The following is a 24,002-nucleotide window of genomic DNA, read 5'->3' as shown; positions in this document are numbered from 1 at the left end:
GGTATCGATGATTCCCTCTAACAATAGCAGCCTCAGCGAAATAGCGTTGGCTCCATTATACAAAGGGAATTGCATCTTTAAAAAAAAATCCTTAAATTTGAAAGATGAAAAAGACAGTTGCCAAGAAGAAGGTGAATGGAAAACATAGGGTCTTAGCGACCAAGAAGGCGTCATTGTCTACTCCTGAAAAGAACATGCCCCTGCAGTTCCGGCAAATAAGCGAAAGCGAATTGAATGCTTCGCGCAATAGTGCCTATTCTTACCTGGTTAAGTAAATGTTCAATTCCAGTTTGCCGTATGTCTTGCTTACGGTTAAATATGAAAGCGATCGCAGCTTTCATATAAAGACCTATGTGTATAGGGTGACTACACCTGCGGGGAATTATATTATCCATTTAGAAGAGTATACGAGGGATACTTATGTAATTAAATTCTTCCCGGCCCGGTTCAAACGGAATGAGAATAGGTTCCACATGATCTCCAATGATAACGTGATGCAGGTCGTGCTTGGCACAGCCCTGCAAATATTTGTCAGTTGTTTGAAAAACAACAATAGGGCATCCCTGGGGTTTGTCGCTACGGCTTCCTTCTTAGGTCAATTCCGGGAGGCCAGGGAAAATAATCAGCGATTTAGACTTTATAAGCAGATCATGCAGAACTTTTTCGGGCTTAAGACCTTTGCTCACTTTGTGGATGTCAGTAACAGCACTTACCTGATGGCAAACCGAAGCAACCAGATACCTGAATTTGTCGCCGAAATGCAGTACGCCTTTAGTTATCTATATCCCGATATGTTTGACCTTTCTTTTACGGAGATATAAGCGGAGGAATTCGGGGTTCAGGATATTTAAGTCTCCGTACCCTATTCATCTTCCCCACTGCCCCAGGCAACCTTCAGGCAACCACCCCTGTAAGATCGCCAATAAGCGTCCGGCGGGACATGGGATCGGTCAGCTTTTTTTTGGAGGGGGTGGGCCGGCAGTCGCACAACAATGGGGCTTTTGTTGTGTCACTCCCTTGTACCGCCGGCTCGCCATGCAGCTATGTTCTCAATTTTTCATCAGCAAAATCGTCATTGCGATCAAAAAAGTCAAAACACAGGCGATGATGACTATGGCTTTGCTGCCCGGGTTGTGGCAGGACAATTTTAGACCAAGGAAGCTAAAGGTAATAATTTCGTCACGCTGTTTATTTGATTTATCAGCCATAAACCTTGCGTTTAAGTTCAAGTAGTATTACAAAACAAACAACAGGAATCTTGATCTTGTAACTGGCAGAATGCAGAAAAGGTTAAAGGGAACTAGCAGGAATAACAGCAGGTTTAAAGACACCAAATCGTTAGTTGGACGCAGCAAGAAACAATCCCATTCTTTCAATAAACTTAGGCGTGTTCGAAAAGAATGATCGGCTGCAAGATGCAAAATATTTCAATTGACACTTGCGGCCTCAAACGTCCGCAAGTGTGATTTTTGAATATCAACCACCCCTTTTGCAGTGCGGAAACCCATACCACATTGACATAAACAATGAGCTAACGCCCCGACCAATCCAAACCCATTTTGCGCAGCAGGTCTCCCCACAACAACCTCGTACCTGGTTATCCTCCCGCAGGCGACCGGGACCAAACGGCATTGGCTGCAGGACAAAATCCCGGCTGCACCTGACCAGCACATACATTCTTTTCTGTTATTAAAATCCTTTACATTCAATGTCTTGCAAAATATATAAAACCAAGCTACTAAGTGAAAAATGCAGGCAAAAGCGGCCGGCGCCGGCGCACTTCCGATGGCACCGCCTTCGAAAAGGAAGTACTGCGTATTCTGAATATCCTGGGCTATAAGATGGAACGAAATGTGCTCATCAACAACTGCCAGATCGACCTCTATGGGGAGTTTTTGACGGGAGTGATACCCTTGCGCTTAATGGTTGAGTGCAAGGATTACGATAACAGCAGGATGGTTGGAATAGAAGAGATCCAAAAATTTTCGGGGGCGCTGGGGGTGGCCCGTAATCAAGGCGCCGTGGATAAAGGGCTGCTCGTTACAACGAATGGATTTACGGCTGAGGCAAAGGGTCTCGCGCGGGCCGCGGGGATCGAACTACGAACCTATACAGAACTATCTACACAGCTGGTGAACTTCGACGACTATATCGACACGATCATCGCGGAATTCGAAAGCTCCACCATCAGTAAATATTACATCGATCTAAGCGGTACGGAAACCGAAGACTATGAATTGGTCGAATATATTTCACTTTTTCGCCCGATCGACCATTATATCAGCCGGCGGCTATTCACAGAAGGAAAGGACAAATTAGCCTTACTTGGCAATTTCGGCACCGGCAAATCCACCTTTTGTAAGAAGTACGCATATGACCTGGCTCAACGGTACAAATGCGACAAGACATCACGAGTGCCGGTGATCATCAGTCTTAAGGATTATGATGCCCGGTTCGATATCCAAACGCTGATCCTGAACACACTGCTAACGCGGTATGGCGTCAATATTACGCCAGTTATTTGCCAGGCGCTACAGCGCATCGGCAAATAACTGTTTCTTTTTGACGGGTTCGACGAGATGGATGCCAAGGCCAGCCCGGATACTATCCGGGACAACCTGCACGAACTGAAAAAAGTGCTGTGTATCACCAATAATAAATTCCTCCTTACCTGCCGGACGCATTTCTTTCGTAACAAGGTTCAGGCGGAGGTATTGGCCGATTTCGATGTGGCGTATATCCCCGAGTGGGGAGAAATCGAACTGCAGGAATACCTGCAAAAGCGTTTTAGCGAAAAATGGCCTCAACTATTGGGGAAGATCAGCGGCACGCACAATCTACCTGAATTAGCCCGGACGCCTTTGTTCCTGGAAATGATCGCTGAAACACTGCCGAAGCTGGGCGACGAGGTGAAAAGGGTGGAGCTATACCGGGTGTATACCGACACCTGGATAAAGAACCAGTCCCGCCGCAAAGGCGCTCTGCTAAGCCCCGTCGAGCGGCGGGGATTTGTACGCGAATTGGCGATGAAGCTACATCTGGAAAACCGGCCGTCCTGTCACTATAAGGAGTTCAGGGAATTGCTGCGGCAATTTCTGGAGCAGTTCCAATCGAAGGACGATAGTCGCTTTGAAACGGATAATGTTGTCCAGATGGATTATTTGCGGAATGATGTACAGACCTGTACCTTTTTGACGCGCGATTCCAGCGGTAATTATGCTTTCCGGCATAAGTCGTTTATGGAATTTTTTGTTGCTGAGACGATTGCGGAAGACTTGCAGGGCGGCTCGGGCAAATTTCTGAATGGCGGACTGTTACCGGTCGAGATCAGGGGTTTTCTGGTGGATATCCTTAGAGAAGCTGCTCCACAAGAATTGTTATTGAACCTGCTTTCTTTATCGGAGGAAGGCGCCTTGTGTGACAATCTCCTTTCCCTGTTATCTCAATTACAAATACCCATTCCATATCCTGACCAATTAACAGTTGAAACAGACAGTAATACCCAGTTGTCAATGCGCTTCATGCGGGGTGAAAAAGAAGCGTTTAATGAAATGTTCGAAACCTTTTCCCGCGAACTTTGGTATTTTCTGGCAAAAAGGTTCAGGTCATTAGTAAGCGATGATGAGATTGAGGATGTGGTCGTCGACTCCCTGATAAATGCGTGGACACGACGGGAACAATTGGAAAGTGTTCGGAATCTTCGGCAATTTATTTATCAAAATGCTCAAAACCGCATCACCGATCTCCTGAAACAAAAAAACGTTGAAAGGGAAACCTGCAAAGACCTTTACGACCTGGATCAAAGTGCCGAGGACTTTTCCAAAACCGCGGAGCTCATTGCCCTTGAATTTGCGTTGTTAAGGAACTTATCCGTAGATGAGGCCATCAAAAAACTGCCTGCGGTGCAGCAAAAAGTTATAGAAAGATCGTTTTTCCTTAACCAGCCTGCGAGCAGCATCGCTAAGGAAATCGGCATAAGTCTCGCAGCAGTGTACAAGCATCGCCAGCGTGCACTTGCGGCATTAAGAAAGTTAATAAAAGTGCTGTAAGAACCCTGTTCGCATCAGTTGTCTTCTGGGAGCAAAAGTATGTTTCCTGAAGACCTTATCAACAAAAACCAATAACTAAAAAATCATGATTGCAGAATTCAAAGGCCAAAACGGAAAAATAATGGTATTCGATGATCACATTGCGATTTCCCGTGCAACATTTGGAGGCTTTATAAGTCAAGGCGGGTTTTCCGGTGATAGAAAGTTTTTTTACAAAGACATAAGCTCATTTGAATACAAAAAGCCTACTTTCTTTGCCAATGGATATTTCAAGATCATAATTCCCGGCACACATGACACAAGTGCGAAAGTAGGCCTATTGGGCTCATCCTCTGAAAGCATGAAAGACCCGAATACAGTGGTATTGAGAGCGTTTACTTCCAAAGTCGGAGAAGAAACGGATAGGATCTATCAACTGATCATGGACAAACTGCGTGAGGCCAAAAATGATAAACAAGTTACTGCACAGCCTGCCGTAAGCAAAATGGACGAGTTAAAAAAGCTTGCTGAGCTTAAAGCATCGGGTATTCTGACAGAGGAGGAATTCCAGAGAGAAAAAGAAAAATTACTAAATACCTAGTCGAATAGTTCCTATACATCCCAACGTCTTATTTCCATTGTACATCCGACCAAATGAAGCGGTTAGCTGCATGATTCGTCAATACCACCGTCATCCGGATCGTCTGCGCCCGACTGCTCCCCTCCGCACTCAGCAACTTGAATTCGATATCCTCCGCCTCCGTCGTCTGCAGCGGTGAAGCCACCCGCGGCGCCGTTTTTACCACCGATTCTGCGCCTTTACCGGCGGAGGTCTCCCGACCCGCCGGGTCAACCTCATCGGTTAGCGGTTTTGCGTCCGTTTTAGGACGGTGTCGGTGGGCTAACGTGCTGGTTGTCAGCCGATGGCTACTCCCAGGCTGACTTGCCGAATCTTCCGCCCCACCTTTGGCGGTGCCGATCGTAACGGTATGGCGCAGGGATGCACACTTTTCCCATATCGTCATTACCCCCGTCCCCACCGTCAGCAGAAACAGGATCACCTTCACCTGGTTATTGAATATCGTCGTGCTGTTATTGGAGCGCCGCGCCCGGTCGTCATCGTTATCGTACATGCAAGGAAATTGGTTTAATGGATAATACAATTTACCAAATTCCGGGCTTTCCTCAACAATCCCTGCACCATACCTGCAGTCGTAAATCGTAAGCCTAATCCCGTTCATCCTCCCTCACCCTCTATCCGTCAGTTGGTAAAGCCATCCCGGCCCGGAAAGTCAGAAGTCCTTACCCGATTGTCTACCTTCAAAGGCCAAACTAATTCTTATGACGGTTGACTTCTATGCCTTCGTTGACGATGCGGTGAGACACGTTCTTCCACCGGATTGCCTCAGGGCTGTACCAGACAACCTCCCGGGCAAGCACCACTGCAAGATCAGCCATGCTTTTCATGTCACTACATCCGTTAGCAGGTACCAACTCGCCTATGTTCTCGTCCTCCCTTATTCTCTTTTTTTAACTAAAGAAATTAAAGATCAAATTATTGCACTTCGGGACGCCGTCTTTGCTCAAAATGACCTGTTGGTTGTCATCAGTGAAGAAAAAGGCGCCTGGGAATTAGGGGACGTTGGAGAGTTCGTTTGGCGGCTTTTGCCTATCGACTCGCCAAATTCCCTTTGGATAGTCTGCAAACGTGATAGACAACGCAAAGCCACCATCGATAGGCGCGGGTTCTGCGATCTATATGACTTTATCCGTCTTCTTTACGAGGGCGCCATGGAATTTAGCGCGCCAACCGTTGGCATCAATAACGTCTGTATGGAAATCATGCTCGATATATGTCCCAAATGTCAACAACTTATGAAAACCTTTACCGGAATTGTATTCCCTGATCGCCAACTCGATCGTTGGGATAATGGCGACTGGCATTATTATAATACAATTATCACGCCTGCCTTCATGAAACCCGCAAATGCATGGGCCATCTGGAAATATATCCATCGCCTGAGGAAGCGTGACCGCTGTATCACTCCGGTTGGATATCGATATAGCAAAAATCTTGAACAGATTGTGTTTACAGCGATTTGTCCACACTGCAAAGCTCACAGAGTAGAGCATAAATGGTACAATATCCGGGAGTCGCATATGGGTACCCACAACAGTAGGATGCTCGGTCTTCTTGAATATCATTCCATCTCTTTAAATGTGAACTTGGAAATCATCAAGTTCTTAACTCACGGTTATGAGCCCGGCCCCCATACATGCCCGAGCGGTTGGCGAAGGCGGTTGGTTACATCGATAAACGGCTATTCCCCTTTTTTGAAGGGCTAATCCCAGAAGGCTGGCTGCTGGATATAGCTTCAAAGAACTGGAAGTTGAATCCCTATGGTACCGCAATAATGAAAGCAAATCACAACTACACTAGCTCTAAATTGATTAATCGAAAAATTACAATAAATGACTTTTTTTAGGAAATCCCTACCAAAACAGAAATTTTTTATTAATTTTGCATTAACAATACCTGCCACGCTTCCCAACGACCAGCGCACCACGGCGGGTTTTCTTTTTACAGCCATATGAGATTTGCCAAAACTTCAAAAACCTACGACGAACAGATCGCGCTTTTGCGGCATCGCGGTCTTCGTCTGGAAAGCGAATCCCGAACACGCCATCAACTCTGCAATGTCAGCTATTACCGACTAAGCGCATATTTCGTTCCCTTTCAGTATCCGAACGATCCGGATCACACTTTTAGGCCAAATTCCACATTTGACACGGCCTATCGGCTCTATCTTTTTGACAGAGAGCTTCGCTTGCTAGCCATGGATGCGATCGAACGAATCGAGGTTGCGATCAGATGTAAGATAATTTATGAATTTTCAACTCGTTACGGTAACAACTGGTATGAGGATAGAACTCTGTACTCAAAAGAATCTGCCTTTACTAAAACAGTCTCTAAAATTGAAGAAGAATTGGATAGGACTAGTGAAAACTTTATTCGGCATTACAAGGAAAAATACGGTGATCCTCCCAATCCTCCAGCGTGGATGGCGTTGGAGATCCTATCTTTCGGTCAGCTTTCCATCATGTATAAGAATCTAAAGGCGAATGAAGCTAAGAAGGCTGTAGCCGATTATTTCGGAATTAGCTATACGGTGTTGGAATCCTGGATGGAACATCTAGGTTATATAAGGAACCTCTGTGCCCACCATAGCCGCCTGTGGAACAGAAAACTCACCGTTAAGGCGACTCTTCCTAAAATCATCCGATACTCCTGGATAAATACCGCTATGATAAGACCGGACAAGGCTTACCTTAGTTTCTCGATCATGGGTTATATGATAAACAAGATCACCCCAGGCAGCTATTTCGTCGGTAAGCTCAAAGCCCTTTTTCACAGGTTTGCGGAAGTGGACGGGCGACGCGCAGGCTTTTATTATGGCTGGGAAGAAGATCCCTTCTGGAAAGGAATTACGATTCCATGGACATATAAAGCAAGAATAGTTTATTTCAGAACAACTCGTATTATCAAACACGTGAGAATGCGTGTATGGGGGAGAGCCATCTGGGGCAAGCGCAAGGTCGCATGATTTTGAAGCCTTCTCAAAAGGAAGATGTCGAACAGAAATTGTTCTAGACCTAAGGTACTGAAATAAACGAAAGCAGATCACAATGCCCGTCGGCGGCGACGCAAAGAACATGGTTCAGCGCTATTGCGGAAAGCTTGGATAGGGCCAGGCGCCACGGCGCCCCCCAATACCCCGTACCGACATATTTCCAGTACCAACCGCGACTGCGCCCTCAGCGCACTAAAACTGCACCATCCGTAAATACTTTTAAGTAGTATTTCCCGACCATAGCCATTAAACACTTATTCTATTTTTTATGACCTCAAACGTCAAAAGGCTTTTTTTTGCCCGTGCCGAACGGCTTGTCATTGCCCTGCTAGTGCTGCTCTTCATGTACACCGGCTTCAACAAGTTGTTCGGCCTCCACCAATTCAAGGCCACCCTTTATAATCAACCGATCCCGCATAACCTGGCTGCGGCTCTGGCCTGGATCTTCCCCTGCCTCGAGATAATAGCAGCATCCTGCCTCCTCTTCGGGCGCACACAGTATGCCGGTATATTGCTTTCCCTAATCCTCCTGGGCATCTTCACCGGCTACATCGGCGCCATCCTGCTGCACCTGTTTCCCAAAATCCCTTGCAGCTGCGGCGGCATCTTTCGCCATCTCAGTTGGCAGCAGCATTTTGTAGTCAATCTCGGGCTTGTGGGGCTCACGCTCTTCGTATTGTTCCGCCTTCGCCGCCCGCCCACTGAAAAGTCACCATTAAACCCATCTATATGACAAAGATCAAAATTCCCTTGCTGCTCGTTGCCCTATTCGGCATCGCAGCCGCTTTCGTAAACCGCCCGCAGGCTTCGCCTAAGACCATGCACACGTATAATTTCCTGCAATACAGCACGGACGGCACTCAGATCTATTATGGGATGGACCTTACCAGTGCCGGCTGGGTCGACGGCATCGACTACGACTGCTACCAGCCCGCTGCCGTTTGCACTTTCATTGCCGATCCGACGCGCTCGCACACCGACCTTACCGGCCACTGGTTCTATGTTTCGCAGATTCCCCAATCCGGCATCGACAATTCCGGCACCTGGACAAGCAACCACTGATACGCCTCAAGGATTCTGGGCAACACCACCCAACCTGACCTCTTCATCGGGGATCAGGTAGGTGTATCGCGGGCTATTGGGTGGCAGCAACCTTACGCTGCCACCCACTGTACGGATAAGGGTATCCGCAAATCTTGCGTCCTTGCTTAGCCGGCGCTGGTCGGCCCACCGCAGCTCCCTGAAGAGGGTCTCCTTCCGCGTTTCCCTGACGACCAGCCGCAGGGCCTCATCACCGGACTGGGCAGTCAGCGGCTGGAAAAAACCCTTCCGCCACCGCTGTGACAGCAAGGCATTAAGGTCTGCCAGCGCAGCCGCGATATCTCCGGCACGGGCGGCACATTCGGCACGCATCAGGTACACCTCGTCCGTGGCGATGCCACTGAAGATATAACGCACACCAGTATAGTATCCTTTAAAGTTGACGCCGCCGCCAGGCGCAGGAGAAAAGAAGAACACCCGTCTCAGGTCATTGGGATCATAGCTGCGATAGAGGTTGCTGTCTACCTTGCTGCTCGTACTGTACTGCAGCTTGTAAGCCAGGGTGGAACACTGGAAAAGCACTTCCGGGTTCTCGCGGGTGGGAAATGGATAGGCAGCGCTGCTATCCAGGGTATTGTAATCCAATAGCACCGGGTACAGGCGCAAGCTGCTATCCGCCCACTTCCTGGCCTGGGGATAGTTTTGCTGGGTCAGGCATGACCTGGCCAGCAGGGCAAGGGCAGCAGACTGACAAGGCCGGTTCGGGTTGTTCACCTGGAGCGCCGCCGGCAAGAGGGAAACCGCTTGCATCAGGTCGGCATCTATCTGCTTGAAAACGGCTTGCACGGTAGCCCTGGGCGCGGGTTGGGTAGGATCGCTGCTGGTTCGCAAAGGGATCCCCGCGTCGACTGCAGCCGTCGCGGGGCGAAAAGGCTGGCCAAAGGTCTCTTCCAGATAATAGAACAATAGGGATCGGATAAAAAGGGCGCCTCCCAGCACCGCATTGGCGGCGATGCGGGTGTCTTTGTCCGGCGCGGGCACCCGCTGGATGCCGGCGATGATGACATTACAGGTATAGATCGCCTGATACGCGGTGCTCCACGAGCTGCCGTTGGCCGGCTGGTAGATGGAAGGGTCCCAGCCGTAAGCACCTTTCGACATGGTCTCCGCTGACGCCCAGCTGGCGCTGTCGGTATACCAATCGGTTATCCCCAACGGTCCCAGTCCGGGCGTGACTTTTTCCGTTAATTGGTGATTATCCAACAAGGACTGATAGTCGTCCACTGTCGCCGGAACGGTGAGGCTGCCGTCAGCTATCGTATTCAGGTATTTCTTACACCCGGATAGAACTATAACCAGCAAAAAAAGAACCCATATCGTATTACGCATAAATCATCATTTTAAAAATTAGCCCGGACTCCCAGGGAATAACTGCGCATGACCGGCAGATCGCCGAGGTTAGCCGCGTCCGGATCGATACCATAATGATTCGCCCGCCAAAGGATACCCAAGTTGGCGGCATACGCATAGATCTCCAGCTGACGAAAAGCAAGCGTGCGGCTCGAACCAACCGTATAGCTTATCCGCAGGTCTTGCAGCCTCACCTGGTCGCCCCGGGTGATAAGGACAGCCGAATTTTGATAGAACGCATCCCTGTTAGCATCCACCACGATGGGAAACGAAGGCACCGATGTGTGTTTCTCATCACCGGGCGCCTGCCAATGCCACTCATAGTCTTTCACACCGGGCGAAAACCCTTCTATCACCTGGGAATAGTTGATCGAAGGGCGCCGAAAGCAATAGGCCGCTTTAAAAATAATGTTTGCGGAGAGGTTCCACTGCCGCCAACTAACCATATTAAGAAGACTGCCATAAACTTCCGGCAGGTAGCTCCCGCTATAATGGAAGGCGCCTTGCTGATCATTCATCAGGGCAGCATAGGAAGTGCTCACTTTATGCCCCAGGGATCCCTGCGGATCGCCCGTCTGACTATTCAGTCCGCCCCAGTCATAGCTATACAGGGCCGAGGGTGGTTTACCCGTCATGGGAAACCGGCCGGTAACATAGGATGCAGGGGATGAGGGCTGGAGGGGATAGCGGCTTATCCAGTCGACCGCCACGCTTAAGAGGAATCTTGACTCCCACCGCCATTTGCCGGGGATGTTCACGGAATTCATCACCAGGTCGAGTCCTCTGCCCCTGAGGATAGCATTATTCACCAGAAAAGCCGCCACGCCCGCAGAGGGCGGCAGCGTATCGTTGCCCAGCACGTTGACACTCCGCTTCCAGAAGAGATCGAGGCTCCCGCTGAACCGGCCCGCCTCATTCCGCTTGTTACGCAACAAGGCAAAATCCAGGCCCATGTTGAGCATATAGGTCTTCTCCCACTGCAGGCCCGGTTCGGGCGGGTTGGCGATGCCGCTTTGCAGGGCGCCATAATTGTTATTGCCCAACGATTGAATAGCCAGGTATCCTGTCCGGTCGGGTACATTCCCGTCGCATCCATACGTTATCCGCACCTTTAACAACGGCGGGAAGGCCGCCTTTTGACGCGTACTGCGTATCAATTCCCCGCTGAGACCGAGGGACCAGAAAGACGCCCAATCGCGGTTGCCGCTGACGCCAACGATGTTGGAGGCATCCCTGCGAAAAGCCCCGTATACGGAATACAGGTTGCGCCAGGTGAGAGCGGCATTGGAATACAGCGAAAGATAACTGTAGTAGTTTGCGAACGAGGACAGGTCGCCATTAGTATAACCATAGGTACGGCTGGTCTGTCCCGTGGTGCTTTGTTCCGTCCATTCCGCGCCGGCATATGCCTTTAGCTGATAGCCGCGACGTGAGGAGAGGGAATATAGCAGCTGTGCCCGGCCGTTCTGTTCGGTGGCCACCGAATCCGATCGATCGAGAATATCCTCCAGGGCTATCGGGGAATAAACCACCGGACCATTCACCTGGGCGTTGGTATTATACAGATCATGTACAAAAAAGCCATCCTTGCTATGGTCGTCGCGCAGGGAGGCATGGCTCTTCAAATAGCGATAAAGAAGAGTCAACGAGAGCCGGGAGCTTAGCTTATAGTCCAATGTCGATTGACCATAAAAGAGCAGGTGGCTCAACCGGTTATTGGCCAGGTGCAGTTCGGTCAGCGGGTAATAATGCCAGTCGGGGAGTGCACCATGTCCCACGGTATCGAGATAGCCGGGGTTGTACTTATACGCGACAGGCAACGCATCACCTGCGGCGTCGGCCAGCACCGCATACGGGTAGGCAACCGGGAGAGCACCAGGGTTGTTCAGCCGTTGGTTTATCGTGGTCAGCTGCACGATGGTGGAGAGTTCCAGCTTCTTTGGGATGAGCTGTTCGGTATAGGCCAGATGGGCTGTCAGACGCTGGTACCGGTTTCGAATGAGATCGGTAGGGTCCTGATCATAGCCAAGGGAGAACCAGTATTTTCGGGTAGCGCATCCGCCGGTGAGACTGAGGTGCAGCTGTTGAGCCACCCTGCTGCGGTAATAGTATTTCCGCAGCGTTGCCGCGGGGTCCACGGCAGCCAATTGTTGCAACCGGGTGTTGGCCTGGGCATCCGTCAGGGTGTGATGGCCCCACTCACTGAGTATCTGGACTACGGGGGTGATCGCAACATTGGCGGCGTTAAGAGTGGTGTTATAATAGCCCCGGTTGAACAGCAGGGTTTCCGCCGAGATGTAGCTGGTGGAGCTCATGCGGGGAATATAATGCAGGTCGGGGGCGCCGGTTACCGTAGTGTTCTCGATCAGCTGTACCTGGAACGGGGTATTGTATTCACCCCGGGGAGTAGTCAACACCAGCACACCCCCGGACGCAACATAGCCCCAGCCGCTGGCGGCTACTTCGTCCTTTAGCAGGGTGACCGAAGACAGGTCATAGGGGTTGAGATCTCCGCGCGAGGCAAAGTAAGGGAAGTTATCCAGCACCATCGTCGGGGCGACATGGGTGACGAGGCTGTTCAACCCCCGGATGATCATGTTGGAAGCATTACCCGTGCCCACTCCGCTGTACAATCCGCTCATGCCAACGGCGATGTGATCTTCCCAGTTGGTGGCCACTACCCGGGATAGGGAGATCGAGTCCATGAAGGAGTACGCGCCCGGGGAGGAAGCAGCCGTCACGCCGGTGTCGACAAATCCATTTGGATAGTGGCGGGTCACCGTTGCGGCATCCATGTTGCGGATACGCCGGTGAAGGACGATGGTTATTCGTCGCTTGCCGTCAATAGACACTAACTTCCCCTCCACGCTGACCCCGCTGATGTCGAGGGTGTCCGAGTCGACCACCGGTTTTAGCTCGAAGCCACCCAGGCTATCCGTTGTAGTCATCTCTTTAGTTCGGAGATTCCGGACAGTAATTTTTATTTGCGGCTCGCCTTGATCGTCATAGATGCGGCCGCTGAGCGGGAGGGTATCGATGTGGTGCAGAACCACGGTGTAGAAGCCCGCTTTATAGACAGGTGTGTCGCGGAAAGGCAGATCGGCCATCAGTTTCTTATACACCGACGGAAAATCTTCGCCATCGATATCCAGATCAGCGCGGACAAACTGGACATCCCGGTTGCAGTAGTAAAAATCGAAAGGGTATAGTTTCTGCAGGCTGTCCAGGACTTTTATCAATGGGGTGTTTCGAAAGTGAATGTTGGTGGGTTGGGCAACGGCCATCGGTGGGACCAGCAGGCAAAGGGCCACGGCTACCAATACAAAGCGACTCATAGCTAACAGTTGTTTTGGATGGGTGAAGAATAAAAAGGAAGTTCCGGCCTGGTGCCCGCTGGGACAGGCCGGAACAAGGTTTAACGGTAATGGCGGTTGATCAGCGGGATACGATGATGGAATCTTTACCGATGGAAAAATGAATTCGACCGGTCTTTTCAATATTCCGAAGGAGACTGTCTAAGGATATGGTCTTTGACGCCTGGAAAGTGAAGGATTCGGTCATTGCGTCGTGGGAAACAAAGCGGATATGGTAGTAGTGGGAAAGGTCTTGCAGGATGTGGTTCATCGGCTCATCGCGATAGAAAAAGACCGGTCCTGCCATTTCTACAGCCCTGCTGCTTTCTATCAGCGACAGGACCGTGTCTTTTCCATCTTTGTTCAGTAGATAGGCTTGGCCGGGCCGTCGCAGCCACCGGGGGGTATTCGCTCCTCGTTGAACCTCGATGGTGCCGGATAATAAGGTAGCCCTAACCTCACCGCTATCGCGGTCATCGGCCTCCACCTGGAAGCGGGTGCCGAAAGCTGTTATGGTTACCGAGTCAATATGAACAATGAAGGGTTTTTCATCGGCGCTGAAAAGCCAGTTCACGGGTTTCACTTCAAAAAAACCATCCCCAGCCAGCTTCAACTCCCGGGCATACCTTCCATAGGAAGTAGTAAAATGCAGTGTCGAGGCCGGTCCCATGTCGATCGTGCTTTCGTCTGGCAATACTATGGTATAGGTGCCGTTGGCAGGCGTGACGATCTTGTACTGCCGTTCGTCGCCCAGCTCGGGGTACGCCTGCGACGGGTGATAGCTACAAAGCAAGACCCCGTCTATAGGCTTATAAAAGTCCAACTGTTCGTCCCCAAAGAGCCAGCCCACGGGCTCCTTTCCAAGTGTCGCGTGAAAATCGGCATTGTTGGCGATCGTCGCCGACGCGTGCAAAGAATAAGTATCTTCCTCCAGGGGCGCCGCCGTTTTGGTACCCAGCCAGAGGATCCCGAATGCCACACCAAGCACCAGTATTAAGGCGACAACCCATTTCCCAATGCGGTGCACCTCGACCTTACTACTCTCTTCTGGCAGATATAGGTCCGGCAAGGGCGGAACGCCTGGCTGGTTCGCCGTTCGGGCGCGGATGAGTTCCCAGGTTGTCCGCGGGTCGATAGATCTATGCTTTTGCCATACGCGCGCAAACCACCGAACGCTATTAAATTGCTCCATTTTACGCCGGTTCGCCTCCGAAGCATTTATCCATGCATCCAGTTTCGCTTTTTGCGTCTTGGTCTCAGTGCCGAACAGCCGGCCGACGATGAGCCTCGAAAGAGGAGAGTATTCTGGTTGCATTATGAAAAAGCGACAGTTTCTATTAGCAATACGGCGGAAATGTCCTTTTTTATTAGTCGTTAACGATATTTATTTTTATTGACCAGGTTCTTTAAAATAAGGCCGTTATCCATGCCAGACAGCGCAAGCCTTTGCTTTTAAGATATGCTTTAAGATGATCCCGCAGGTCGTTAAGCATTCTTTTCTTGCGCGAGGCCAGGGTTTGCAGCTTGATGCTGAGTTCATCCGATACCTGTTCCAAAGTTTTTTCCTCAACAATGTGCTTCCAAAGAAATTGACGGTCTTCGGGTGGGTACCCGGATATCTTGAAAAGCATCTGATCCACGACATCCGCATCCAAATAGGTTTCTTCGAAGGGAACGGAAAGGGCTGTGTTGCCGGAAAACGCCAGCATGATCGTGGAATCAAGCGACAGCTTCTTTGGTTCTGTTCTGAGGAAGTCGATCGCCTGGTTGCGGACAGCTATATACAAATAAGGAAAGGTCACGCTTCGATATCCCCATTCCGCGCCATCGATTTTTTTCAAAAGTCTCTCAAATACGTTGGCAACGGCATCCTTCGCCAGATCCTCGTCTTCCAGGATATTATAGGCGATCGTTTCCAGTCTGGGTTGGAACTTTATGTATGCTTTAATAATTGCCTTCTCTCGTTTAAGGCCCAAATTTTCTTTCATTAGCAGTCGTAATTTAGTAGACACAAAATCCCTTTCCCATCACTGGTCGCCTTAAGATACACACGCTGCCCGATCAAAGGGAAGGTTTAAAACGTTGGGAAGGTTTAATGGTCGCCGGAATGCAGGAGAGCTTGACCGCTATATCCAGCCAGACAATGGTAATACGGGCATAACCCGTCTTTTTATTATGGAACTGTGAAATATTTTTAGCAGCACACTTTTGCAAACTGCGCTTACTCACCCAATCGGGGAAAAGGAAGGAAACAATAAGGGTGGAGGAAATAGATACAACGAAGCCCGGGTCCTCGTCGCCGGTGGTTTGAGGTAAACACACACCTTATGAATTCGGCGAATCAAGGACCCGGGCTTCGCTGCAATGGCAGTCAGGTCTGGGGGCGATGCCCAGTGAATAAAGATAGCAAGAAAATTAATTAGTCCGCAGCAAATAGTACAAATACTCCGCCGATGGGGACCTAAAAGCATTTAGCACGTCTTTAAGCCTAGTCCACTTCCAGCTGATCTTTCGCCGGCAGCTTTGGGAACAGCGCATGCGGCTCCGTCTGGTACCAGAACACGGTCGATGCCATATCGTCCTGTAGGGGCAGATAACGCCCATCCTGGCGCCAGCCGAGGTCCTGGATGGTCACTTTTAGTCCCTTCTCAAAGCGGATGGGGTCGGTGATATGCCAGCGGTAGAGGCCAAATCGCTGCGAGACGTTGTAATGCCCGTCGCCGCGGATCACCTGTGCCAGGCCGGAATAGGGTGAACAGAATTCGGTGTAGCGGGATTCGGTGGCGCCGTTGGGGCGGGTCTGGTGGGTGTCGAAGTCATAGCTGCCGCAGAAATAGTCTTCGGTTCCCGTTCCGCAGATGGTGGGAAAGTCGGTGTCGCCGTCCATATAGAACTTAATTTCGCCTTCGCCCCACCAGCCGTTGTTGTGGACGCCGATGGCCAGGTAGGTGCCGACATACTGGCCCTTGCCCTGGATGCTGTCTACGAGGACATAATTCTGTTTATATGGCAGGGGGTTGGTGCGCCGGAATTGCGCATGGAAGTAGGCTGCGTCTTTGGGGATCTCTGTCTCCAGGTAGTCCACCTGGTAGTAGAGGGTCATGTCGTGGCTGTCGATGTTGGTCATCGTGATGCGGCAATGCTTGCGGAAGGGCATGGGCCAGTAGCAGTTGAAGGCGCTGCCGGGGTTGACGCAGACAGCGAGGGATTGCAGCGGCGCATACTGCCCCCACCCCATGCCAAAGAAGTCACCCACCGGCGCTTCGACGGATGGTGTAGCCTCATCATCCCAATAGAACCGGAGAATAGAATATCGCCAATTGCCTGTCGGGGTCATCCAGATATGTTGGATGGAGCCCGGGCCTTCTATCTCGGCGATGGTGAAGGACTGGCCGGCCTTGATTACAACGCTCGGGCTCACCTTCCAGCCCTGGCCCAGGTCGCGTGCCGGCCCACCCCCCGTGCCGACGGTCGCCTTCCCGCCGCTGCCTTTGGCGCCATTGAAGTTCTCGGGGCTGATGCTCCGGCTTTTGGCGGGGGATAATCGGAATAAGTTAGAAAGGTTGGATTCGACGCCGTTGAAGGGGGATTGGGAGAGAAGTGGGCCGGCGAAGGCCAGGAGCAGTGGCAGGAGGAATCGTTGCATTGGGAAGAGATTTAGTTATCTAAGATAGCTAAATCTACTGGATGAAGCGATTCTGCGTGCAAACGCTTTTCTAAACTCAGTTGCTTGAATTCTTCTTCAGCTCTTCTTCGGAAAACGTCAGGCGATACGTCAAATTCGATAGCTTCTTCTCGGTATTTATTCTGTAGCTGAAATTCGGGAACTTCCCAAGCGATTCCGATAACTGGGGAATATTTCCCGGATCCTCCGACGAGGTTGAAAAAAAGAAGATGGCCGCACTGAGACGCGTAAGCAGATTTTCGTAAGGCAGCTCCCATTTTTCAATGATACCCTGATTGGTTAACAGGTCCAGGTTCTCCTTGACTTCGTTAATTTCTTTTACATACATAGCTGTAAATTTTAATTTATTTAAGTTGGTTATTAGGTTTCGTTTTTGACTTCGGCTTCCTGGATCATCTCAATATACTGTGTGAAGCCTCGTATCGTAGGATATTCAAATATCAGACGGGGCTGGATATCCCTATTCAATTCCGTGCTCAACCTCTGCGCCAGCTTCAGAAGTAATAGAGAGCTGCCGCCCTGGTAAAAGAAATCTTCCCCGATATCGATGTTTTTTGTTCCCAGCATCTCCTGCCATATAGCCAGTATCTTTGCCTCCATAGCATTGACCGCAACCGTCGACCCGCTTACAGCAGGTTCATCGATTCCCAGGCTTGCCAATGCTTTCTTATCCACTTTGCCATTTGTGGTTAACGGAATAGAGGGCAGGTTAACCCAAAGGGACGGGATCATATACTTCGGCAATCTTGACCTCAGGTAATCTATCAGCACCTTCTTATCCCACCTGCCGCGGGGCACAATATAGGCCGCTAACCGCTTGTTGCCGGGATCATCTTCGTTGACCGTCACTGCGCATGCACTGACCTCCGGACTCTGGCTCAGCACATTTTCGATCTCGCCCAATTCTATGCGGTAACCGCTGATCTTTACCTGCTCGTCCTGGCGCCCGAGGAACTCGATGTTCCCATCAGGCAGCCACCGGCCTAGATCCCCTGTCCGGTATAGTCGTTCCCCCGACCGACCGCTCATTACATCCGGGACGAACCGCTCTTCCGTCCATTCCGGATGCCCCAGGTAGCCGCGGCTCAGTTGCACGCCGCCGATAAAAATTTCTCCTATTGCACCGATCGGACAGAGCTGCTGCTGCGGCCCTGCAATGTATAGTTGGGTATTGGCCACCGGCCGGCCGATCGGGATCACCTCCGGTACCTCCGCCGGACAGTTCCAGCAGCTGACCTCTATCGAAGCCTCCGTCGGTCCATACAGGTTATACACCTCCACCTGCGGCAGCCGCTCCTGGCATAACCGCACCTGCCCGCTCTTTAACGCCTCTCCGCTACAAAGCACCCGCCGCAAACCCGCACACTCTCCCGCCTTCACTTCTCGTAAAAACACCTCCAGCATCCCCGGCACAAAATGGATCGTCGTGATCCCCTGCTCCTCGATCACAGCCTTCAAGTAGCCTGGGTCCTTATGCCCCTGCGGCTCGGCAAACACCAGCCGCGCCCCAGACAGCAAGGGCCATAGCAACTCCCACACCGACACATCGAAACAATACGTGGTCTTCTGCAAGACCGCATCCTGCGGCCCTAGCTTAAAATAATCCTGCCCCCACTGCAGCCGGTTGAACAGACCACGGTGCTCGATCATCACCCCCTTGGCCAGGCCCGTCGAGCCCGACGTATAGATCACGTACGCCAGATGCTCCGGTCCGAGCGACCGTTCCACCCGTTCTACCGGACAACGATCGATCTCCGCCCGCTCCTCATCCAGCAGCACCACCCGAACGGGTTCTCCCACCGGCAGCTTCGTCGCCACCTCCCGGCTGCTCACCACCACCTTCGCCTCCGTCTCTTCCAGCATGTATGCCAACCGCGAGGCCGGATACTCCGGGTCCAGCGGCACATACGCCCCCCCCGCTTTTAAAATGCCTAATATCCCCACGATCATTTCCACCGACCGTTCCAGGCACACCGGTACCAGTGCCTCTTCCCGCACCCCCAGCTCCCGCAGGTAATGCCCCAATTGATTGCTCCGCTCCTCCAACTCCCGATAGTTCACCCGTTCCAGCCCATACACCACCGCAATCGCCGCCGGACTCCTCTCCGCCTGCTCTTCGATCAAGTCCACCACCGTCCTATCCATCAGGTAATCCACCTCCATCGCATTGAACTCCTCCAGCAACTGCTGCTGTTCCGTCCGGCTCAGCATCTCCAACCTGCTGACCTTTTGGTCTGGCTGTTCCGCCACCGACCTCAACAACTGCACGTAGTGTGTACCGAACCTGCAGATAGTCTCTTTTTCAAATAGATCACTACAGTATTCTATCACTACGCCCAATCCCTCCTTATTTTCCATTATCGTGACGCTTAGATCGAATTTCGATGTGGTATGTTCCACCACTTCCCTCCTGAATACTACATCGCCTAGTCGAATTTTGCTTGCCTGCGGCATATTCTGCAAAACAAACATCACCGTAAACAAAGGACTTCGGCTCAGGTCACGCTCGGTCACCACCGCCTCCACCACCTTCTCGAACGGCACCTCCTGGTGTTCATAGGCTTCCAGGGTCGTCCGCTTCACCCGCTGCAGCAGCTCTACAAAACCTGGGTCGTCCCCCAGTTGGCTACGCAGCACCAGCGTATTGATAAAAAACCCGATCAGCCCCTCCACCTCCTGCCGTGTCCGGTTCGCTACCGGAACGCCGATGGAAATATCCCCCTGCCCGCTGTAGCGGTATAGTAAAGCCTTGAACACGGCTAACATCGTCATGAACAGGGTCGCTCCCTGATCTTGGGAAAGCTCCATCAATTTATCCGTCAGCTCCCGGTCGATCTGGAATCCATGGATATCCCCCCGATTACTCTGGATCGTCGGCCTCACATGGTTCGTCGGAAGATCCAGCACCTGCAACCCCAACAACTTCTGCTTCCAATACCCGAGCTTTTGTTCCAACGCCTCTTCCTTGAGGTACTCCCGCTGCCAAATGGCATAATCGGCGTACTGGATCGGCAGCGGCTTTAACCGTTGAACACGTTGTTCGATAAAAGAATTGTATAGTTCTGCGATCTCCCCGATCAGGATCGGGGTCGACCATCCGTCCGAAGCAATATGATGTAACACCACCGCCAGGATATATTCACCCCGGCAAAGCCTGACCAAGGCTGCCCTCAGTTTGTAGTCCCTCGATAGATCAAATGGTGTCTCGACCAGCTCCCTGATAAATAACGCCAGGGGCTCTCTGTCAGCTTCATTCGAAAAATTATCTACGACACGCCATCTCCACGTGTCCCCGGCTAAAACTCGCTGTACAGGCTCTCCCTCATGCATTTCGATAACGGTTCTTAACACTTCGTGGCGTTCTATCACCTGCGTGAACGCATATGACAACGCCGGCTCGTTAAGCGAGCCCGAGACTCTTAATACGATAGGGATATGATACTGAACGCTGCCTTCCAATTGATCGATGAACCACAGCCGCTTCTGGCTATAGGATAGCGGGATCCGTTCCGGTCGATCATGGCGTATGATCCCCGGCATCATTTTCTGCGCAGATAGCCCCTTGATCTTTTCCCCAAGCGATTCTGCCGTGGGATAATCGAATATATCGCCGATCGACACCTCTACACTTAATTCGCTGCGGATAGCCGATACGAATCGGATCGCCAGCAAAGAATGTCCGCCGAGCTCGAAAAAATTGTCCTGAATGCCTATGGGACCGGCGTCCAGCAATTGCTGCATTATTTTTACCAAGGTCTCCTCCATCCCATTCCTCGGAGCCGTATAGCGATCCCTTTGCAGATCGGCGCCGTCCAGCTCGGACAATCGCTTTCTGTCGACTTTCCCATTGCTGGTCAATGGGAGCCGCTCCGGAACTAATACGATGGAAGGGACCATATACGCCGGCAATCTGGTCTTTAATTTTTCCAGAATAGCTTCTGAATCACCTCCGTTAAGGACTACATACGCCACCAATCGGATGATCCCCTCCTTGCCTGCTTTTGCCACAACAGCACATTGCTTTACAAGCGGATGTTCGTCGATCACCTGTTCGATCTCCTCCGGCTCTATGCGGTAACCGTTTATTTTTACCTGATTGTCTATCCTTCCACAGTATTCGATATTTCCATCCGGCCGCCATCTTACGAGGTCTCCCGTCCTATATAAGCGAGTGTGATCGCCGGCGCCAAATGGGTCTATGACAAATTTTTCGGCAGTCAGACCTTCTTGTCTCCAGTATCCACGGGCCAACCCGCATCCTCCGATATAGAGCTCACCTGGAACACCTATCGGACATACCGTCTTGTCCGCCGAAAGAATGTAAACAGCCGAATTCGAGAATGGCTTGCCAATGGGAATAAGTCCCGGATATTGCTCTTCTCCATTCATCACATATAGCAATTTTCCGATCGTAGTCTCAGTAGGCCCATAATGATTAACGATCGTACAGCCTGCATTGGAAGATTTGATGAGCTCAATAATATCAGTGTGCAGCGGCTCCCCGCCGAATACCAGCATTTTTCCGGGCAACAGCAGCCGCCCGTCGGCACATAAAGACTTCCAATGGGAGGGAACTATTTTAAGGCAATCGATCCTGTGCTTTTGGAAATAATCGTAAATCGCTGCCGGATCGCTGACTGTCGATTTGGAAAGTATGTGTAATTCTCCTCCAGAAAGCAATGAGCCGAATATCACCGTATTGCCCAGATCGGCGGAAATCGTCGACACCAGGGCGAAAGATTTATTATTACCAATCCTCACTTTCTGATCGAGGCCATATATATAATCGACGACATTTTTGTGTTCTATCATAACTCCTTTCGGTTTCCCGCTTGATCCCGAAGTATAGATCATATATAGTAAATGGTTGGGGCTTAGCCGTCGCTCGAACTCAACATAACCCTCCCCTATCCGGTTGAATGTTTCCATATTAAGGACAACCTTGGCTCCTACGTCGTCCAGCAGTTGACCGATCCTTGCAGCAGGGAGATCGGGGTCTATGGGCACATATGCGCCGCCCGCCAGCAATACCCCAATGATGCCGATGATCATTTCAATCGACCTGTCCATGCAGACCGGCACCAGCATATCTTCCGTTATACCTCTTTTTCTTAGATAAGATCCGACCTGACGTGCCCGTGTATAGAGTTGCGAATAGCTTATGGAATTATTTTCAAACACTAAGGCGGTTGCATCTGGCGTTCTGCTCACCTGCTCAAGGAATAGATCGACCACTGTCTTTTCGGCCGGATAATTGACTGTAGAAGTGCCGTACCGGCCCGTGATCAGCCGTAGCTCGGACTGCTCGAGCATCACCAGTTCATTGATGGGTCTATCGGCATCCAAAACAATTTCCGCCAACAGATTTTCATAATGCTGCATCATCCGCGCGACGGTGTCCGCCTTGTATAGGTCCTTCCGGTAAATGAGGCTCAATTGAAGTCCTTTTCCGGATTGCGAGGCATGCAACGTGAGATCGAACTTGCATAGCACGATACCGGTTTCTTTAGGCTGTAGCCTTATCCCGTTTAACGACGGAGCCTTCACGTCAGGCACATTCTCCAGCACAAACATCACCTGGGATATCGGGTGCTCATGGGCTTCCCGCTTCATCCCGGATAGTTCTATTGCTTTTTCGAATGGCACTTCCTGGTTTTCATATGCATCCAGGGTCGTTCTCCTTATTTGCCCGAATAATTCCCGTACACGCACGCTCCCATTTATCTCATCGCGAAGGATCAGCGTATTGGCAAAAAATCCGATCAGTCTCTCTATCTCCTGCTGCTGGCGGCCCGCGATGGAACTCAACACACAAATATCCTTCTCGTTGGAATAGCGGTAGAGTAAAACTTTAAGGGTGCTTAGCAATACCATGTACAACGTCATGTCATGTTCCCTGGACAATCGCATCAGTTTCTCTATGAGGTCTTTTGGGATGGACAGGCTTACTATGCCCCCGGCAGGGCTTTGCTCTGCGGAACGCGGACGATCGGTCGGAAGGTCAATGGGCGTCAGATCTGTCAGCTTTTGTCGCCAATAATCCAGTTTCTTGTCGAAAACGGCTCCATCAAAGTGGCGCCGCTGCCAGATGGCATAATCGGCGTATTGAATAGGCAATGGGCTTAACCTAGGAACCCGCCCTTCACAATAGGAGTTATAAAGTTCGACAACCTCTTCGACAAGGATGGCACTAGACCATGCGTCCGAAGCAATATGATGAAGCACCACCACCAAGACATACCTTTCTTCTCCCGATTTGTACAGGGTAGCCCTCATCATATGGTGCTTTGAAAGATCGAACGGGCTGGTAATCACTCTACCGATGTCCATTTCCGGGTGGGCCGCACACTCGATGATATCGAGTTTCCAGGCATCCCGATCCAGCACCCATTGGCAAGCTTCTCCTTGTCGCCACCCGTATACCGTTCTTAGTACCTCATGCCTGTTGACCACTTCATTCATCGCATATTGAATGGCCTGTTCATTCAATTTTCCTGTTAAGCTTAGAACCATAGGGAGATGGTAGGATAAGCTTCCCTCCATCCGGTCTACCAACCATAATCGTCCCTGCGCAAAGGATAATGGTATTTCAAAATCCGCTGTTCTTTCCGCCGGCTCTATCGGAGCCAGGGAAAAGGTGCCTCCCGGACTCTCAGAATAAGCTTTGAAATACTGCTTTAGTCCTTCCTTGTTTTTTCTTATCTCATCAAGGATAGCAGGGTCCACCTCTCGTTTATTCTGCACCCCAACGACCAGGTTTTCGCCGTTGCAGGAAATTTTAATACCATTATCCTTCGATCTCGCCAGCAGATCGATTATACTGCTCAAAGGGTAATCAGGCATAGGATAAAAT

18 protein-coding genes are annotated in these 24,002 nt (G+C 50.9%); 9 read left to right on the top strand and 9 right to left on the bottom strand.

From position 1 onward, the window contains the following. Positions 1 to 104 precede the first annotated feature (104 nt). Both IEY39_RS29435 and IEY39_RS29430 read left to right on the top strand, forming a co-directional pair. The gene (locus IEY39_RS29435) at positions 105 to 275 is read left to right on the top strand and encodes a hypothetical protein (RefSeq protein WP_188938347.1); all 171 of its coding nucleotides are present in this window, start codon (positions 105 to 107) and stop codon (positions 273 to 275) included. After that, positions 276 to 821, top strand: a complete 546-nt coding sequence (locus IEY39_RS29430) for a hypothetical protein (RefSeq protein ID WP_188938345.1) — start codon at positions 276 to 278, stop codon at positions 819 to 821. It abuts the gene before it with no gap. A 228-nt stretch (positions 822 to 1,049) separates the two neighbouring features. Here IEY39_RS29430 and IEY39_RS29425 read toward each other — a convergent pair whose 3' ends face one another. Next, on the bottom strand, positions 1,050 to 1,208 hold the full coding sequence (locus IEY39_RS29425; protein ID WP_188938344.1) for a hypothetical protein: 159 nt from the start codon (positions 1,206 to 1,208) through the stop codon (positions 1,050 to 1,052). Positions 1,209 to 1,742: 534 nt separating this feature from the next. Between IEY39_RS29425 and IEY39_RS29420 the strand changes: the two genes are divergently transcribed. From IEY39_RS29420 to IEY39_RS29410, 3 genes are all read left to right on the top strand, one after another. After that, a complete protein-coding gene (locus IEY39_RS29420) occupies positions 1,743 to 2,552 on the top strand; it encodes a restriction endonuclease (RefSeq protein ID WP_188938343.1) in 810 nt (269 codons plus the stop codon). A gap of 27 nt (positions 2,553 to 2,579) precedes the next feature. Beyond that, entirely contained in the window at positions 2,580 to 4,049 is a 1,470-nt protein-coding gene (locus IEY39_RS29415; protein ID WP_188938341.1) for an NACHT domain-containing protein, read from the top strand. A gap of 85 nt (positions 4,050 to 4,134) precedes the next feature. Continuing rightward, positions 4,135 to 4,629 carry an SHOCT domain-containing protein gene (locus IEY39_RS29410; protein ID WP_188938340.1) on the top strand — a complete coding sequence of 165 codons (495 nt, stop codon included), beginning with the start codon at positions 4,135 to 4,137 and terminating at the stop codon, positions 4,627 to 4,629. Positions 4,630 to 4,657: 28 nt separating this feature from the next. Here IEY39_RS29410 and IEY39_RS29405 read toward each other — a convergent pair whose 3' ends face one another. Continuing rightward, a complete protein-coding gene (locus tag IEY39_RS29405; protein ID WP_188938338.1) occupies positions 4,658 to 5,161 on the bottom strand; it encodes a hypothetical protein in 504 nt (167 codons plus the stop codon). Positions 5,162 to 5,369: 208 nt separating this feature from the next. On the opposite strand from IEY39_RS29405, the gene IEY39_RS29400 reads away from it, so the two are divergent. The 4 genes from IEY39_RS29400 (at position 5,370) to IEY39_RS29385 (ending at position 8,722) form a co-directional block, all read left to right on the top strand. Continuing rightward, positions 5,370 to 6,374, top strand: a complete 1,005-nt coding sequence (locus IEY39_RS29400) for a hypothetical protein (protein ID WP_188938337.1) — start codon at positions 5,370 to 5,372, stop codon at positions 6,372 to 6,374. A 245-nt stretch (positions 6,375 to 6,619) separates the two neighbouring features. Continuing rightward, positions 6,620 to 7,633, top strand: a complete 1,014-nt coding sequence (locus tag IEY39_RS29395) for an Abi family protein (protein WP_188938336.1) — start codon at positions 6,620 to 6,622, stop codon at positions 7,631 to 7,633. Between the two features lie 295 nt (positions 7,634 to 7,928). Beyond that, positions 7,929 to 8,393: a MauE/DoxX family redox-associated membrane protein gene (locus IEY39_RS29390; protein WP_188938334.1), complete on the top strand. Its 465-nt coding sequence runs from the start codon at positions 7,929 to 7,931 to the stop codon at positions 8,391 to 8,393. Next, entirely contained in the window at positions 8,390 to 8,722 is a 333-nt protein-coding gene (locus IEY39_RS29385; RefSeq protein WP_188938332.1) for a hypothetical protein, read from the top strand. The genes IEY39_RS29390 and IEY39_RS29385 overlap by 4 nt, the downstream gene beginning before the upstream one ends. A gap of 6 nt (positions 8,723 to 8,728) precedes the next feature. Here IEY39_RS29385 and IEY39_RS29380 read toward each other — a convergent pair whose 3' ends face one another. The 7 genes from IEY39_RS29380 to IEY39_RS30120 all read right to left on the bottom strand — a co-directional run bounded on the left by IEY39_RS29380 (position 8,729) and on the right by IEY39_RS30120 (position 23,992). Next, positions 8,729 to 10,090 carry a RagB/SusD family nutrient uptake outer membrane protein gene (locus IEY39_RS29380; RefSeq protein ID WP_188938331.1) on the bottom strand — a complete coding sequence of 454 codons (1,362 nt, stop codon included), beginning with the start codon at positions 10,088 to 10,090 and terminating at the stop codon, positions 8,729 to 8,731. An 11-nt stretch (positions 10,091 to 10,101) separates the two neighbouring features. Further along, positions 10,102 to 13,446, bottom strand: coding sequence for a SusC/RagA family TonB-linked outer membrane protein (locus IEY39_RS29375; RefSeq protein ID WP_188938329.1), 3,345 nt, complete (start codon positions 13,444 to 13,446; stop codon positions 10,102 to 10,104). 100 nt (positions 13,447 to 13,546) lie between these two features. After that, a complete protein-coding gene (locus tag IEY39_RS29370) occupies positions 13,547 to 14,779 on the bottom strand; it encodes a FecR family protein (RefSeq protein WP_188938327.1) in 1,233 nt (410 codons plus the stop codon). Between the two features lie 91 nt (positions 14,780 to 14,870). Then, positions 14,871 to 15,452, bottom strand: coding sequence for an RNA polymerase sigma factor (locus tag IEY39_RS29365; protein WP_188938326.1), 582 nt, complete (start codon positions 15,450 to 15,452; stop codon positions 14,871 to 14,873). Positions 15,453 to 15,952: 500 nt separating this feature from the next. Further along, entirely contained in the window at positions 15,953 to 17,110 is a 1,158-nt protein-coding gene (locus IEY39_RS29360) for a glycoside hydrolase family 172 protein (RefSeq protein ID WP_188938325.1), read from the bottom strand. A 76-nt stretch (positions 17,111 to 17,186) separates the two neighbouring features. Continuing rightward, complete coding sequence (locus IEY39_RS29355) at positions 17,187 to 17,477, bottom strand: hypothetical protein (protein WP_188938323.1); 291 nt, start codon at positions 17,475 to 17,477, stop codon at positions 17,187 to 17,189. 32 nt (positions 17,478 to 17,509) lie between these two features. Beyond that, entirely contained in the window at positions 17,510 to 23,992 is a 6,483-nt protein-coding gene (locus IEY39_RS30120) for a non-ribosomal peptide synthetase (RefSeq protein WP_188938322.1), read from the bottom strand. Between the last annotated feature and the right edge of the window lie 10 nt (positions 23,993 to 24,002).

This window comes from Puia dinghuensis, assembly GCF_014642875.1.
GTDB classification, from domain to species: domain Bacteria; phylum Bacteroidota; class Bacteroidia; order Chitinophagales; family Chitinophagaceae; genus Puia; species Puia dinghuensis.
The sequence above is the reverse complement of the archived record's forward strand: the minus strand, read 5'-3'. Positions and strand labels throughout refer to the sequence as shown.